Genomic DNA, 15854 nt, shown 5'->3' with positions numbered 1-15854 from the left:
TCTCAAACACAACAGAAGCGAGTTTTATACAAATAAGGTATACTATTAGTAGGTAAACAAAGGAGGTCAAATTGATGGTTGAAAGTTTTGATAGCGCACGTAATCGTTATGCTTCTTTAGGTGTAGTTGAGAGCTTGCCTGCAGCCTTGATCGACAGTATCTGGCTGATTATTGATTTGGATTTAAAAGGTGTGATTCCGCTGACGAATATGTTGTATTTTGATTTAATCGACAATGGTGGGAAAGTAACTGTTCATTTTTCACAAGAAATCAGTGATGTCCAAATGGCCATTGATTTACCATTCCCTTATTCTGATGCTTATCCATCTCAAGTCTTTGCTTTTGATGATGGCAATAAAGAAACAATTTTACTACCCGCGGAAATGTATGAATAAATAATTAGAAAAACCAGTTTCGATAGCCTATGATCGCTAATCGGAACTGGTTTTATTATTTTGCACTTAAGCCATGCGTTTGGCAATGAAAGAATAAATTGCGATACAAATCACTGCCCCAATCAACGCTGAGATGATGGGAAATCCACCGATAATTGGACCAAAGTTTCCTAATAACATAGTACCGACCCAGCTACCAATAAATCCAACAATGATATTCCCAATCACACCACCTGGAACATCTCTACCTAAAATTGCTCCAGCGATGGCACCTAGCACCCCGCCGACAATCAATGACCAAATAAAACTTAGCATAATGCTTCTCCTCCTCTAATCGAAATCAGTCATACCCTATTGCAATACCCGGGTATTATCATCTGATTTTTTATCGTTGTCACTATCATCTTTTTTCTTATTTTCAAATTTTTCTTCGTATTGTTCTTTTGACATAACATCGTCGACATTCATGTTAAATTCAATAACATCTAAGCCTGTCATATTTTTTACTTCTTCAGAAACTTTTTTCGTTGCGGCATCAAAGACTTGCGCAATATTTTTTCCATATTCTCCAATGACATCTAAATCAATCGCCACTTGTTTCGTTCCTACTTCGGCACTGATTCCTTTGGTTGGATTATTTCCGTTCGTAAATTTATCAGTCAAGTTGGTGATTGCATTTCCACTCAACCCTAAAATTCCAGGAATTTCTGATACGGCGATACCAGCAATTTTTTTCACGACTTGATCGTCAAATGTTAATTTTGTTTTGACGCCATTTGTGTTTTTTCCTTCAGTTGTGTTTACATTTGTTTTGTTATCCATTTTCTCTCAACCTTTCTGATTTTGATTCAATTTATTTTATCTTTCAAAAAAAGCTTGTATAGAAGCTAAAATTGAAGAGATAGAGCGTTTTTCATCTTGCATTTTCCCAATAAGATAACCGATCCCGATTAAAAGAACCAATAAAATTGTTTTCCAAAAGCCAATTGTCATCAAAAGAATAGCGATTAGAACAGCTAGACTCGTGTATAGAATTTGATTGCGGTAAGGTTCGAGTTTTTTTAGTTTTTTCACTGTTCCGCCTCCTTCAAACCACACGGGATTCTTTTTTACTAATCGGCAACAACGAAGCTCCTGTTTTTTTCTTTTTGAAAATTACCTTCGTCTTATTCGTTTCGATTCTTGCCATCTGTTGTAAAGCTTGTGGAATTTGTTCTTGGATTTTTTTGCCTTTGCTTAGCAATTCTTTTTGATTCTCATCTGCGACTATTACTTCTACATTCGCCAGTTGCTTTTTCGTTAGCCTAACTTTCACTTGTGCGTTATCGGCATTTACGATCCCATTTAATGCAGACTTAGCAATAGACTCCAACGTATGCAGTGGTAAATTGATTTGCCCCATGTCTTTTTTTATGTGCACTTCTTTTTTAGTGATTGGTTTAAAAATCACCATTAAAAACGCTAAGGCTAATACCGCTAAGAGGGTAAAAAGAACAACTTGGTAAAAATAAAAGAGCCACTCTCCTTCAAATAGCAAGTTCTCAAAAAAGGTACTCACAACGCCTAAGTTTTCCACTTGGGAATACAAACCCACGATACCAAAAATACCTGCTATTAATAATAAAGAAATAAGACCTTTAAGCACTCGCATAGAATTTCCCCTCCAACATTGTTTTTTCTTTTTCAAATAATTTTTCTTATTTCTATATTTTATGTTAAACGCATTATTCAACAATTACAAAAGATACGCATACTTCTTATCACTATTCTCATTTGATTGAAACTGTTTTTCCTGACTAAAGATTGCTACATCAGTATTTACCACAGCTATTTTCACAATAAAAAAAGTTGAATACCAAGATGAGAAAATTGGCATTCAACTGATTCGTATTCTTTTAAGTTATTCTACATAGGCCAAACGATATGAAACTGTTCGTCCAAATGGAAAGACTTGTAGTTCTTTTAATCGATCCGCTTTAAGGTAACCAATCGCACCTTGATATAGAGGCAATACAGCGGCGTCTTTTTCAATCAATGTTTCTTCTAATTCTTTCAACTTATCCCAACGTTTTTCTGGATCGTTGGCTAAAGTAATTCTGGCATCATTCAATCCTTTATCATATTCGGGATTGTCGTAACCCGCTGTATTCAAACCGCTCTTAGAATCATAGAATTCTAAGAAGTTGATCGGATCCGCATAATCTGGTGTCCATGTACCGAAAACTAGATCAAAATTACTAGCTGTTTGTAAGTCCAAACGATTTTGTAATGGAACTGATTTCAATGTAATTTTTAATCCAGGTAGATTTTGTTGTAATTGCCCTTGGACATACTCAATTGTCTTCTTTGCAAGCGCGGAATCAGCTGAAAGTAATTCTAATTCGATTTCTTCTTTCCCTAATTCTTTCTTAGCGGTTTCCCAGCTTTTTTGAGCAGATTTTAAATCAAACGGAAGAAAATCACCATTTTCTTTACGAAAATCTTCGCCGGTTTCAGGATTTTTTGCAAAATCCTTTGGTACAAAACCATTGATTGCCGTCGAACCATCTCCTAGAATATCTTTAGCGAAAGTCTCTTTATCGATTGCTTGCAGAATCGCTTTGCGAACATTTATATTGCCTGTTACTTCTCGTTTATGATTTGGACTTAAATAACCAACCATTGCTTTAGGCACAAAATTAGCTTGTGGTGAGTCTTTGTATTGTAGGGCATAGGTATCCGCTAATACAGTATAATCCAAATCTCCTGCATCAAAAAGATTCGTCCCTGTCCCAATTTCTTTCACCACTTGAACATCGATCGTCTCTAATTTAACATTTTCCTGATCCCAGTAATCCTTATTTTTCTCTAATTTCCAGTTTTCTGTATTACCGTCCCAACCTGAAATCACAAATGGGCCATTTCCAACAAAGTTGTCTGCTGACGTGCCATAAGCTTCGCCTTTTTCTTTGACAAATTTTTCATTTTTAGGCATAAATGGTGTGCCCACCAATACTTGTGCTAAATAGGGAATTGGGTATTCAAGTGTCATTTCTAAGGTTTGATCATCCAGTGCTTTGACCCCAAGTTCATCTAATTGGGCTTGTCCCTCACGAATTTTTCGACCATTTTTGAAAATATCCATTTGGTTACTGCTGCTTGAACCAAAGCTTGGATCTACAACATTTTTAAAGGACGCCACAAAATCCCCTGCTACAACTGGATCACCGTTGCTCCATTTTGTTTCTTTTAATTTAAACGTATAAACAAGTCCATCATCACTAACAGTTGGCTCGCTAGCGGCCACTGCCAGTTCTGGATCATGATTTTTATCCATCCGATAAAGTCCTTCTACAACTTGACCTATCATATCAGAACTGTAGACATCCGTATAATGCGCACTATCTAATGTTGATAATTCTCCACCAGAGGCCACTTTGATTACTTGTGTCTGAGTTGTTTTACCACCATCTGGTTTTTCGCCAGATGAACTTGTCCCTTTACCTCCACCGCAAGCAGTCAACAATAAACTCGCTGCTAATACAAAAACACCAAACTTTTTCTTCATTATCAAAATCCTCCTCTTTTTAAAAACTAGATACTTTATAATTTTTTAACCACATAGTGAAAAACAGCCATTTCTTGTTCTAAATGATCATAAGCAAAATCAGGATGCCACTGTACACCTAAAAAGACTATACTTGGATCGTTACTTTCCACACCTTCAATGATCCCATCTTCACTAAACGCTGTAACCTTTAGTTTTTCTGCTAATTCTTTTACCGCTTGAAAATGGAATGAGTTAACAGCCGTTTTTTTTCCATAAATTTCACGTAAAATACTCTTGTCTTCTGTGTGAATCTGATGTGTTGGAATTTCTCTAGATACCGGTACTTGCATATGAGCAATGTTCATATCACTAAAATGACTGATATTCTGATATAAACTACCGCCAAGCGCTACATTAACCAGTTGGAGACCACGACAAACGGCAAAAATCGGTTTCTTTTGTGCAATAGCTTCTTTAATCAAAGCTAACTCAAAGCGATCTCTGTCTTCAGATAATGACGCTTCTTCAACTTGGATTGGTTCGCCATATAATCCTGGTGAAACATTTTGTCCCCCAGCCAAAATCAACTTATCGATCTGTTTGATATAATCCTTAGCTAAGTCAGGAGAACCCACTGGCAGAACCAGCGGTAAACCTCCAGCATGTTGAACTGCTTTAATATAACCACAAGGAGTGTAACTAATTGGTAAATGGTACAACCGCGCTCCTGCATCTTCAATTTCATTCGCTGCAATTCCAATAATTGGCCGCCTCAATCGACACCACTCCTTTTTACTTTCCGATAATAATTGTACATAGTTTATCAGATATATATATGAAAGGATAGTACAAATAGAAAAGGTGCGATAGTTTTTGGCTATCACAATTTACTTACTTTTTAATAGGAAATAACTATTTCTATTTTACCTCAATTTTCCTTAATCGGTTACTTTTATGCTTAAAATAAGCTATTTTCTGAATTTTCTAAACAAAGAGTTGTTGACAAGTGGACAAACTGATGGTAAAGTAATAAAAAACAAAGAACAGAAGAGTACCTTTATTTTTTTATTGAAGAGAGTCTTTGCTTGGTGGAAAAAGACAAAAAGATAAAGCGAAACACATCTGGGAGTTAACTTTTTGAACAACTAAGTAGGAAAGTTCGGGAATGCCCGTTACAGCATTGGAAGTTTATGACTTCATGAGGTTATCGTTGTGAGGCGATAATAAAAAAAGGTGGAACCACGAATTTTGCGTCCTTTGGCTTTATTGCCAAAGGATTTTTTTTACGATTCATCACGTCACTTCGTTTCGATCTCATCAAGTTCTAAGTGCTAAAGCTCTAAGAATTAGAGGACTGCGTCTGGCTTTGTCAGAGTAAATGATGAATAGTACTTGGTGACCAACAAGAGAGCAGTTTCCTTACTAGTAAATCTCAAAACAGCTTACATCTGACATAAATAAATTGTAAAAAAATATCCATCAACCATTCTAACAAAACCAACACACACAAACAGAACAAGTAATCACTGATCATTTCCTGACAGAGACTTTTTTATTTTGCTGAGAGAAAAAGCTGGAAACCTTTGATGAACACATCTGTTTTAGTCAACTTCTGAATCAAGTAGGAATTTGCGGTCTTCTCCGTTATCAGAAAAAATCTTTAGTTAAACTAAAGATTTTATGAGGTTAGTACTGTGAGGTAGTAACAAATTGAGGTGGAACCACGATTATTTCGTCCTCTTGGCTGATTTTGCCAGGAGGGCTTTTTGTTTACTCTTAGAAAAAAAATTAAAAAACGGGAGGAAAAATTATGAACTACATTTTAGAAATCATGCCGGCTTTATTAGACGGTGCACTTATGACATTAAAAGTATTTATTTTTACACTACTGGGGTCGATTCCACTTGGGATCTTAGTTGCGTTTGGCTTACAGACAAATTTTAAACCCTTGAATTTTCTAATCAATATTTACATTTGGCTAATGCGGGGAACACCATTATTATTGCAACTTATCTTTGTTTTTTATGGTCTCCCATTGATTGGGATTGTCTTTGAACGATATGATGCTGCGTTGTTCGCTTTTATTTTAAATTATGCAGCTTATTTTGCAGAAATTTTTCGTGGTGGGATTCAATCGATTCCTGAAGGACAATATGAGGCTGCCAAGGTACTGCGTTTAACTAGCTTTCAAACAGTCACAAGAATTATCTTACCTCAAGTCATCAAAGTTGTATTGCCTTCCATCGGCAATGAAGTAATCAATTTAGTAAAAGATACCTCATTGATTTATGTCCTTGGTTTAGGAGACTTACTACGCGCTGGAAAAATTGCGATGAGCCGTGATGTAAGCCTGTTGCCTTTAGTTTTAGTGGGGATTATTTATTTGTTACTAACTGCAATCTTAACACTTGCATCGAAAAAACTTGAAAAACATTATCAGTATTATAAATAAGTAATCCCATTCGGGTTATCATTTCAGGAAAAAATAGAAATAGCATCTGACAAAAGATCAATTCATTTACTCTATTTTTTTGACAGGCCTGAACAAATATTTTCAGTATCTACTATTAGGAGGTAATAACATGCTACTTATTAAAAACTTAACCAAAAGTTTCGATGGTCGTCGAATCATTGACCAATTAAATTTAGAAATCAAAGATGGTGAAATTCTAACGATCGTTGGTCCTTCCGGAGGTGGAAAAACAACTCTACTACGCTGTTTAGCTGGTTTAGAGACAATTGATTCGGGTGAACTGACGATGGACGGTGTGCCTTTTAATCCTGTGGAAATGGATAATGCAGATCAAGTCGTCGGTATTGTCTTCCAAGATTTCCAATTATTCCCTCATCTTTCAGTTTTAGACAATATAACTTTAGCACCGATCCTTTCTTTGAAACAATCAAAAGAGGCTAGTGAATCTGAAGCAATCGATTTACTGACAAAATTTGGTCTCAGCGGAAAAGAACGCTTATATCCTTATCAATTATCTGGCGGTCAAAAACAACGAGTGGCTCTCGCACGTGCCCTAGCAATGAAACCTAAAGTGTTAGGTTATGACGAACCAACGAGTGCGCTTGATCCTGAACTTCGCCAACAAGTTGAAGAAGTCATCTTAACCCTCAAGGCACAAGAGATGACCCAAATCGTTGTAACTCATGATATGAATTTTGCTGAAAATATTGCTGATAACTTATTGACAGTCACACCTGTTCAATAGAAAGGACATTTATATGAAGAAAAAAAGCTATTTATTCTTTCTCATGACAATTTTATTTGCTGTCTTATCTGTAGCTGGTTGTGGTAGAAAAAAAACAGATACAGATCAATGGACGCGCATCAATGATGAAAAAAGAGTGATTGTCGGATTGGATGATTCTTTTGTGCCAATGGGTTTTCAAAACAAATCTGGCGAAATCATCGGCTTTGATATTGATCTAGCCCGTGCAGTTTTTGATTTATATGATATCACCGTTGATTTTCAGCCGATTGATTGGTCAATGAAAGAAAACGAATTACAGAATCAAACGATTGATTTGATTTGGAATGGTTACTCTAAAAGTGCTGAACGAGAAGAAAAAGTCCTTTTTAGTGATGAATACATGAAAAATGAACAAGTTGTTGTCGCTTTAAAGAAGAACAATATCAATCATTTTTCTGATATGAAAGGCAAAATTTTAGGTGCCCAAAATGGCTCTTCTGGTATCAATAGCTTTGAAGAGCAGCCGACTATTCTAAAAAATCTAGTTAAAGATCAGACCGCGATTTTGTACGATGGCTTCAACGAAGCTTTCATGGACTTAAAATCTGGACGAATCGATGGGTTATTGATCGATCGGGTTTATGCAAACTATTATCTTTCTCATGAAGATAATTTAGCCGACTATTCTATTGTCAGTGGTGATTTTGAAAGTGAGGCATTTGCTGTCGGTTTGAGAAAATCTGACAAAAACTTAGCTGAGAAAATCAATACCGGTTTTGAAAAGCTTCGAGAATCGGGAGAATTAGCTAGAATCTCAACGAAATGGTTTGGCGAAGATGTTACAAAATAGACTACTTTAAACAAACACCCCTCAAGAGAGCTTGGCTCCCTTGAGGGGTGTTTGTTCTTGTGTTCATCACGTCATTTTTCTAATCAAAACACATACTTATAAAAACATCAAACACTAGGATAGTTATTAATCGCTGCTTCCTACCCTAAAAATTTAGTTGTCACATCCACCAAACGTTTTGTTTGATCTTGAATCGCTGCTTTCACTTCATCTGCTTTCAACATATTTCCTTCGCCATCAATTGAAGCACTCGTTCCATAAGGATTACCGCCTGCTGCAAAAGTTGATGGATTAACGTATCCTGCTGGCACGATAATTGCGCCCCAATGTTGCATAACAGTATAGATTCCTTGAATTACTTGTTCTTGTCCACCATTTGGATTTTGTGCAGAAGAGAAAGCTGTTACAAATTTATTTGCTAATTTACCTTGCGCCCAAAGTCCACCTTGTAAATCAAAAAATTGTTTTAATTGGCTAGCCATTACACCAAAACGAGATGGTGAAGAGAAGATATAAGCATCTGCCCATAGTAAATCATCACTTGTCACTTCTGGGATATCGGTACTAGCGTCTACATTTTTACGCCATAATGGATTTGAGTCAATCGCTACATCTGGTGCCAATTCGTGGACTTTTCTCAAACGAACTTCAGCCCCATTTGCTTCTGCTGCTTCTTTTGCCCATTTTACCATTTGTGTTCCTGTTCCTGTTGAGCTGTAATAGGCGATCAATAATTTTGTTGTCATGATATTTTCCTCCAATAACTGTTGTTTTCTTGTCTACATTTATATACTAACAAAAAGTAAGTGAACTTACAAGTGTTTTTACTTACTAAAAATAAGTTTATTCAAAAATTGTCATTTTAAGCTTATTTTCTATAAAAAAAGGCCGTAATAAGTATCATACTTATCACGACTTTTCTTATCTATAGCTCTTTTCTTGCCCTTCTCCGTCCCAAACTGACATTCCTTCTGAAACAGAAACAACATTATAACCATAATTTTCGAGAAAAGAACAGGCATGCTCTGAGCGAATACCATGTTGACAAATAACATAATGCGGCTGCTCTCGATCAATTTCTGACATTGCTTCTGGTAAAGTAGATAATGGATAGTTCTTCGCTGTAAGAATGTGCCCTTTAGCAAATTCCTCTACTTCGCGAACATCGATGATCGAAACTGGCTCCTTGACCGTTAACTCGATTAGTTCCTTTAATTCCTTGATCGATACTCTTTTCATCTAGTTGTTATGCCTCCTGCAGGTTTTCATATCATTCGATTAACTTATCACCGAATTCGTCTCATTAGCAGTATACCACTGTTTGTTCATACAACAACCCTTGACTTGACATTTCTATGAGTTCGATTAAAAATATAAGATATTTGCTGCAATTTTTTTATACCACCAAAATGTCTGTTTTCCAGAATGATCGAATACTTCGTTTCCTTCATTCTTCATCACTCTCTTTTATAAAGAAAATAGAAACAAAACGTTGATCGTCTTGTTTCCGTTTTTCACGAATATTTATTTCTATGTGCTTTCCATCTGAGGAGCAGTATATAAATCAACAGCAACAATATCCCTATTGGGGTAAGTGTGTCAATAATACTACCATTATTTGGAAATTTTCTTAATGTTATGTGGGATTGCTTAGGTTTTGCTAAGTTGGTATTCGGTTTTCCGGTTGGTTCTTTTGGTGCCTGTTCATTTACTGTCTTGCCGCCGATTTGTCCATTAATCTCTACCTCAGCAGTGTCCGCGTATGCAGCTTTTTGATAAAAGCCAATACAGCCGAGTAAAAGAATAAATGTGATGATGTGATAATTAAATTGTTTCATTGCTTATCACAGCCTTTTGTGAAATTATGGCGTTACACCAATTGTTGTACCATCTTTTTGAATCGATGTGAATTTTAATGTTAGCGTATAGTTTTCTGCTGTAGCTTTTTCATTGGCATCGGCTGGTAAGTTGGCAACCGTCGTACCTGTATAATAAAACGTTGCAGCATTAGCATACGCTGAAGCAGCATCTGTATCAATATTTAAACGACCATCTTTATTTGCCAATGTCATCCAAGTAGATGTACTTGTTAAATCAACTAACGCATTGCCATTGACTAATTTAGTCGCTGCTGGTGTGGTAGCGAGACCATTTCCTTTGGCATTGATTGTCAAGGTATCAACATATGTTGGTGTACCGTCCATTTTATTCAAAGTCACAGCTACACCACGACCTGAATTGTTCACAATACTGTAATCAGCTGATTCAATATTTTTATGGGCACTTGCTGTTGTTGTATGGAATGCCGTTGCAGTATCCACAGTAACATTGATCCACTCATCAGACCCTTCTGGAATTGTTGCATCTGGATCTGTATTATCTAATTTACCGATTGTTCCGTTGATGATCACATCTGCAGAATTTTCTCCATCGACTGTTTGAGCTGAAGCAAATTGTGTTAGTCCTGATACACTTAGGCCTAACATCATTGTAGTAAGTAAAATATTTGTTTTTTTCATATCGTTTCTCCTTCTTATGTGTAAGATGATTTATTTTTAACAGAAAATCTGTCAAATAACTATGTTAGTTGTTGATCTGAATCGTAATTCCTGCCTGAACTTGCCCACGTTTTTTATTTGTTTTCGCATCGTAAATATCAAATGTGGCAGTTGCAGGATGCTTTCCTTTAGGAAGTTGTTGCTCTAGCTTTGCTCCATTTATTTCATAACCTGGCTGAATTGCACCAGAGGAATAAACTTGTTCATTGTTGCTGTCTAAACGAATCACTACATTGATAGGATAGCCATTTTCGACTGGATTTTGAATATAAAGACTCCCTTCACTATCACTAGTCTCAAATACGGCTTCCGATTTGATAACCATATTAAATTTGCTTGCATCAACTGCTTTTTGTTCAGCTGCTTTGAGCTCTTTGTCACTCATTTTTTTAGCGTCTTTTGTCTCGGGCAGATAGTCCCCAGAAACAACCTGAACAGGTTCGGTTTTAGTCGAATAATAATAGTATATACCACCTGCCGCTATTGCAAATAAGAGCAGCAATAGTAGAAGTAATAGTCGTTTCTTTTTCTTTTTTTCTTCATTTGTTTGCGTTGATTTGTTCATAGATTCCCTCTCATTCTTCATTCTTTTCAACTTTGAACGTCATTTTATAAGTAGGAAATAGTACTGATCCAGTTGGATTGAAATATTTTCCTGCTAGCGTAAGATTCTTTTGCTCATTCGTATTTAAAATCCCTAGAGACAATGGAACACTTGATAGTCCATTCGTCAGAAATAAAGGATTCGACTGATCATGATCAACAAGTAGCTGCAAGGCTAATGCATCTTGTCCTTGATTCCCTGAAAGATGATTCAGCAGTAGTAATTGATTAGCATCTGCATTTTCTTTCGTTAGATTTGTTAACGATATTTTTGTTGCTACATTCCCATTATTAATAATTGGATAATCAGCTGAGGTTAGCTGTCCTTCTTTGGCCGTTCCAATGTCTTGGTTCTTCGTTTGAAAGGCCATCTCAATAGGAACTTGCACATTGATGATCTCAGTCACTGTTTGAAATTCTGTCAAAGGTGACATGGCCAAAATAACTTCTTCTCCATAAACTCCTGCAACTTTCACCCGAACGTAATAAGTCGCTTCCCCATCAAGTCCTTTTAGTTTTGTACTAAAATTTTGATTCTTGTCTCCTGAAAGATCTGCAACTTGAGCATCAGTCTCATTTGCTGGAAAGGTCTTATTTTTACTGTATTCTACTGTAACTTGATTATACTTACTGCCAAAATAAGCTTGTTGATCAGGTATTGCGGCAGCTTCTCCATTTGAATAATCTGTCCATTTTCCTGTATCACTTGCTAGTTCACCGCTGATGATTGCTGTAGTAGTAGTGACATTAGCTGTTATGTTACTTAATTGAGGTTTGGTAGCAAACACTTCAGCCTCAGAAAATTCACTTTCTCCTGCTTGATTGGTGACGACCATTTGAGCCCAATAAAGTGTATTAGGATTTAAGCCATCTACTAAGACACTGTAGTAGGACTTAAGTGCTGTATTTGTTTGTCCATCAAACGAGTCCAATGTAACAATCTGTCTTGCATTTCTTAGATCATTTGTATCTTCTTCATCAGAAAATATAAAGAACTTCACCTCTGTCGCCGGGCTCCCATTATTCACTGAATTTCCCGATAACGAAACAGATGTGTCTTCTGGATCATGTGTAAATAATCCTAATTGATCTGGAACATCGATAAACTCACTAAAGACCATTTTCTGTGAATTTTTTAACGCAAGTAATTCAGGAGCAGTAAACGGATCACTTGAGCTTGATGCATTCGCAAAGTTCGCCCCTTGAACAGTTAGATCTGATGCTTCTTTCATTATTTCTTGCGTAGGTGTACTACTTGTTTTATTTGAAAACGTCTCTATCTTTTGTAAATAATTACTTGCAAAAGATAGATTAACGCCGTTAGAGACACCATTTAGTCCTAGTGTTCCTGGACTTGTTCCTGCAAATGAAACTCTTTTTGATTTGTTCATATTGATTACAAATTGACTAGATGACGCAGTCGAGAAAATCGTTCCACTAGCAACATCGACTGAAACATCTGCAGCAGCTCCAATCGTCATACCACCTTTTGCCGTATAAAGATTAATTGGTTCTGGTAGCTTAAAATCAACTTGAGACTGTTCTTGAAAATCAAATGTGACTGGTTGTGTTTGAGCTGATGCGAAAAATTGATTTCTTGAGCCACCAGTTGCAAGCGTGACTTTATCCAAATTGAATACAGCATTTTTCTCAACAATGTAACTTGGTGCTAATGTTCCATAGGTCATATTGCTATTTGTCTGTATATCAAGTCTTGCATTTTCCCTTACCACAATTTGAGATTTTCCTGCATAAGGATTGGCTAGATAAGTACTCGTTGACCAGATAAAAGCTAGGGTTTGATTAGAAGAATGTTTAATAGATGTATAACCATTTTGAATTTCTACGGAATTGACTTCTGCCCACTCTTGAGAATAGCCACCTGTTCCTCTTTGATCAATTGTATTTTGACCTCTCATAATCACCGAGCCGTTTACGTTATGTATCATTTGTCCATTATTTGAATAATAATCGACACCGTCAAAAATAAAGGTCATATTTATTGCGGAACCGCCTGATAAGAAACCATAGTATCCAACAGCTCCAGTGCCATCACTATTTCCAAATTGTGTATTTCGAATCTCTACTACTGCATCTTTCTGATTGATATACAACCCTCTATCAGAATAGCCTTCTTTATCGTATGTAATAATGTGGTTCGCACCATCGATGATCATATTGGTTCTGAGCTGATAGGCTCCTTTTCCAAGATCAATATCATTTGTTAAACGCAAATTTAACTTTTGGCTATCTTTTAAGTATTCCGTCAAAGTAGCTGCTGAGTCAACTAACCAAAAACCATCATCTGCTTGTGTCGGTGTCGCTCTTAATATGTTTTTATTATTTATTTCATCTCCATTTTCATCAGAAGAATATTTTATATCATTACTATCTGTTATTTTTTCATCTTCCTCTATTTCTTCTTCAGACGTTTCTTGCGTTACGGATGAATCAGTAGTTGATGCTTCTGTCGAATCCAAAACACCCTCTTCAGACGTTTCAGTTGTCGTTTGCATTTCTTCGTCTAATTGTTCTATTTCTATAGCATAGGACCAATCAATCGGAAAAAGCATTAAAATAATCATACTGATAAAAATTAAACGAAAAATTTTTTTCATGACCGTCCTCCCCTACTTTTTAATAGAACTTAAATAATAATCTTTATTACTTATATTATTGTATTGTAATTCTAGTGTAATTTCAATTTAATAACATATGTTTTTTAATTTCTTTTATTTAATATTTGTTTTTTAGTAACATTTCCTTTACTTTATATATATTTAACAGCTTTTTTCTATATTTTTTTGACGTTCACAAATATTAAGTTTTTTTAAAGTTCTTCAAATTTTATATTTTTTTCTACGTTTTTATGGCTTTTCCCTATTTAATAATCGTCATCATTCTTTCTAATTTGTCCATTAGAAAGTAAAAAAAGATAGAAAAATAGCGCTAAAACAACACGTGTTTTCTATTTTTCTACCTATATAAATATTTAATTAGACATCAGTATTTCCGAATAAGGTCCTGTCTTTTTCTTGATTTTTTGATGTTCAACAATTAAAAATGTGTCAAACATTTTTTGTAAAAAGAATCGATCATGAGATACGACAAGCATCGTCCCTTTAAACTCTTCTAATATTTCCTCTATCTCTTCTCTTGTTTCGATATCCAAGTGATTGGTTGGTTCATCTAGTAGTAAAAAGTTCACTTCATTTTGCATCAGTTTTGCTAATTCTAAGCGAATTTTTTCGCCACCACTTAAAAAATGCACTTGCTTCATCACATCATCACTAAAGAACGAATACTTCGCTAATATGCGACGACTTTCTTGTTCAGCAAGTGAGCAAGCTTGACTAAATGATTGTAAAACTGTTTGCTTAGGGTTTCCATACTCAATCACTTGAGGAAGATAGCCCACTTGAATATTCGTACCTTGCTTGATTTGTCCACCATCTAATGGCTCCACTTCTAAAGCAAGTTTTAGTAAGGTACTTTTACCAGCACCATTTTCGCCTATGACTGCTGAATGATCTTGCCAAAATAACGAGAACTCTACCTTATCAAACACGATTCGATCTGCATAAGCTTTACTCACTTCCTTGAATTGAAGCACCTCTTTACCTGAACGATGTGTTTCTTTAAATTTCTTTCCTAATTTTTTTCTCCCTTCTTCTCTGGGTTTCGGTACTTTTCGAATCTTTTCTAACCGTTTTTCAAGTTGTTTTGCTTTTTTGAAGAATTTTTCATTATCCCCTTCATGTCCCCACTGTCGAAAACGACGAATCGCTAATTTTATTTTTTGAATTTCCTTTTGTTGTTCCGCAAAATCTTTTCTTAATTTTTCTAATTGCTCTTCTTTTTGTCTTTTATAGGCTGAATAATTCCCTTTATATTCTTGTAAGCATCCATCTTCTAGTTCTACAATTTTGTCGATTGTATGATCTAAAAATAAACGGTCATGAGAAACAATTAAATAAGCTGTTTTTTCATGTCTTAAGTAGCCTTCAAGCCAAGTGATTCGTTTAGTATCTAAATGATTCGTTGGCTCATCTAATAAGATTAGATCATTTTCTTGGAGTAAAATTCTCGCTAAAGCGACAATCGTTTGCTCTCCACCGCTTAATTCGGATAGTTTTTTTGTTAACAAGTAATTGATCATCAAACCATTACTGATCATCTCTAATTTATTTTCCATTTCATAACCGCCAGCTTGCTGGAACTCTTCTTGCTTTTGTCCATAGTGAGCTAATGTTTTTTCTAAATTGCATTCTGATGCAGTCATTTGTTCTTCCAAACGTGTCAATTGTTTCTGAATGGCATTCAAAAATGTGAACGTTTCTAAAAGATAGTCTCTTACTCGTTGCTCACTGGCTTCTGGCATTTGTTCTAGATATCCAATACGTCCATTCTTTTTGCAACTGATAGTTCCCGATTCTACCCCTTCAAGCCCAGTAATTATTTTTAAAATCGTTGATTTTCCTGAGCCATTGGTTCCGATCAGTCCAATTTTTTCACCTTTGTTGATTTGTAAATTTAATTCTTCAAATAGCGGTATTGTTCCATAATTCTTAGTTATTTTTTGTAATTGTACTAACATCTCTTCCTCTTTCTGCCATTCAGACAGATCAACAGTAATAAAAAGTACCATTTATTTTAGCGTACACAAAAAAGCTGAACAACGTTCTTCGTTCAAACTTCATTATTTACTCTGGCTAAGCT

At 35.6% G+C, this 15854-nt stretch carries 17 protein-coding genes and 1 other annotated feature; of the genes, 4 read left to right on the top strand and 13 right to left on the bottom strand.

The genetic code is table 11. The features are described from left to right. The first annotated feature begins 74 nt into the window (after positions 1–74). The gene (locus tag IGJ55_RS02795; protein ID WP_069638887.1) at positions 75–395 is read left to right on the top strand and encodes a DUF960 domain-containing protein; all 321 of its coding nucleotides are present in this window, start codon (positions 75–77) and stop codon (positions 393–395) included. 66 nt (positions 396–461) lie between these two features. Here IGJ55_RS02795 and IGJ55_RS02790 read toward each other — a convergent pair whose 3' ends face one another. From IGJ55_RS02790 to IGJ55_RS02765, 6 genes are all read right to left on the bottom strand, one after another. After that, complete coding sequence (locus IGJ55_RS02790) at positions 462–710, bottom strand: GlsB/YeaQ/YmgE family stress response membrane protein (protein WP_069638886.1); 249 nt, start codon at positions 708–710, stop codon at positions 462–464. A 36-nt stretch (positions 711–746) separates the two neighbouring features. Continuing rightward, positions 747–1217, bottom strand: coding sequence for an Asp23/Gls24 family envelope stress response protein (locus tag IGJ55_RS02785; RefSeq protein WP_069638885.1), 471 nt, complete (start codon positions 1215–1217; stop codon positions 747–749). Between the two features lie 36 nt (positions 1218–1253). Beyond that, a complete protein-coding gene (locus IGJ55_RS02780) occupies positions 1254–1469 on the bottom strand; it encodes a DUF2273 domain-containing protein (RefSeq protein WP_069638884.1) in 216 nt (71 codons plus the stop codon). A gap of 13 nt (positions 1470–1482) precedes the next feature. After that, positions 1483–2046, bottom strand: a complete 564-nt coding sequence (gene amaP, locus IGJ55_RS02775) for an alkaline shock response membrane anchor protein AmaP (protein WP_429950128.1) — start codon at positions 2044–2046, stop codon at positions 1483–1485. Between the two features lie 249 nt (positions 2047–2295). After that, entirely contained in the window at positions 2296–3942 is a 1647-nt protein-coding gene (locus IGJ55_RS02770) for a peptide ABC transporter substrate-binding protein (protein WP_069638882.1), read from the bottom strand. A gap of 35 nt (positions 3943–3977) precedes the next feature. Then, on the bottom strand, positions 3978–4700 hold the full coding sequence (locus IGJ55_RS02765) for a gamma-glutamyl-gamma-aminobutyrate hydrolase family protein (protein ID WP_430607264.1): 723 nt from the start codon (positions 4698–4700) through the stop codon (positions 3978–3980). A gap of 254 nt (positions 4701–4954) precedes the next feature. Beyond that, positions 4955–5185 (top strand) — a binding site (T-box leader). 549 nt (positions 5186–5734) lie between these two features. On the opposite strand from IGJ55_RS02765, the gene IGJ55_RS02760 reads away from it, so the two are divergent. From IGJ55_RS02760 to IGJ55_RS02750, 3 genes are all read left to right on the top strand, one after another. Next, complete coding sequence (locus IGJ55_RS02760; protein WP_069638880.1) at positions 5735–6376, top strand: amino acid ABC transporter permease; 642 nt, start codon at positions 5735–5737, stop codon at positions 6374–6376. Positions 6377–6506: 130 nt separating this feature from the next. After that, on the top strand, positions 6507–7142 hold the full coding sequence (locus IGJ55_RS02755) for an amino acid ABC transporter ATP-binding protein (protein ID WP_430607263.1): 636 nt from the start codon (positions 6507–6509) through the stop codon (positions 7140–7142). Between the two features lie 13 nt (positions 7143–7155). Next, positions 7156–7974 carry an amino acid ABC transporter substrate-binding protein gene (locus IGJ55_RS02750; protein WP_430607262.1) on the top strand — a complete coding sequence of 273 codons (819 nt, stop codon included), beginning with the start codon at positions 7156–7158 and terminating at the stop codon, positions 7972–7974. 140 nt (positions 7975–8114) lie between these two features. On the opposite strand, the gene wrbA is transcribed toward IGJ55_RS02750, so the two are convergent. The 7 genes from wrbA to abc-f all read right to left on the bottom strand — a co-directional run bounded on the left by wrbA (position 8115) and on the right by abc-f (position 15732). Further along, on the bottom strand, positions 8115–8720 hold the full coding sequence (wrbA, locus tag IGJ55_RS02745) for an NAD(P)H:quinone oxidoreductase type IV (protein WP_069638877.1): 606 nt from the start codon (positions 8718–8720) through the stop codon (positions 8115–8117). A 175-nt stretch (positions 8721–8895) separates the two neighbouring features. Beyond that, the gene (locus tag IGJ55_RS02740; RefSeq protein ID WP_429950121.1) at positions 8896–9213 is read right to left on the bottom strand and encodes a rhodanese-like domain-containing protein; all 318 of its coding nucleotides are present in this window, start codon (positions 9211–9213) and stop codon (positions 8896–8898) included. Positions 9214–9488: 275 nt separating this feature from the next. Continuing rightward, positions 9489–9812 carry a hypothetical protein gene (locus IGJ55_RS02735; RefSeq protein WP_430607261.1) on the bottom strand — a complete coding sequence of 108 codons (324 nt, stop codon included), beginning with the start codon at positions 9810–9812 and terminating at the stop codon, positions 9489–9491. A gap of 24 nt (positions 9813–9836) precedes the next feature. Beyond that, entirely contained in the window at positions 9837–10493 is a 657-nt protein-coding gene (locus IGJ55_RS02730) for a hypothetical protein (RefSeq protein WP_429950119.1), read from the bottom strand. A 64-nt stretch (positions 10494–10557) separates the two neighbouring features. Continuing rightward, positions 10558–11097: a hypothetical protein gene (locus IGJ55_RS02725; protein ID WP_429950117.1), complete on the bottom strand. Its 540-nt coding sequence runs from the start codon at positions 11095–11097 to the stop codon at positions 10558–10560. Positions 11098–11107: 10 nt separating this feature from the next. Then, entirely contained in the window at positions 11108–13753 is a 2646-nt protein-coding gene (locus tag IGJ55_RS02720) for a fibronectin type III domain-containing protein (RefSeq protein ID WP_430607260.1), read from the bottom strand. Between the two features lie 374 nt (positions 13754–14127). Then, the gene (gene abc-f / locus IGJ55_RS02715; protein ID WP_430607259.1) at positions 14128–15732 is read right to left on the bottom strand and encodes a ribosomal protection-like ABC-F family protein; all 1605 of its coding nucleotides are present in this window, start codon (positions 15730–15732) and stop codon (positions 14128–14130) included. Positions 15733–15854 lie beyond the last annotated feature (122 nt).

The sequence above is a fragment of the Enterococcus sp. AZ170 genome (genome assembly GCF_050545135.1).
GTDB classification, from domain to species: domain Bacteria; phylum Bacillota; class Bacilli; order Lactobacillales; family Enterococcaceae; genus Enterococcus_L; species Enterococcus_L ureilyticus.
Note: the sequence above shows the minus strand (reverse complement) of the source record. Positions and strands in the feature narration are given on the sequence as shown.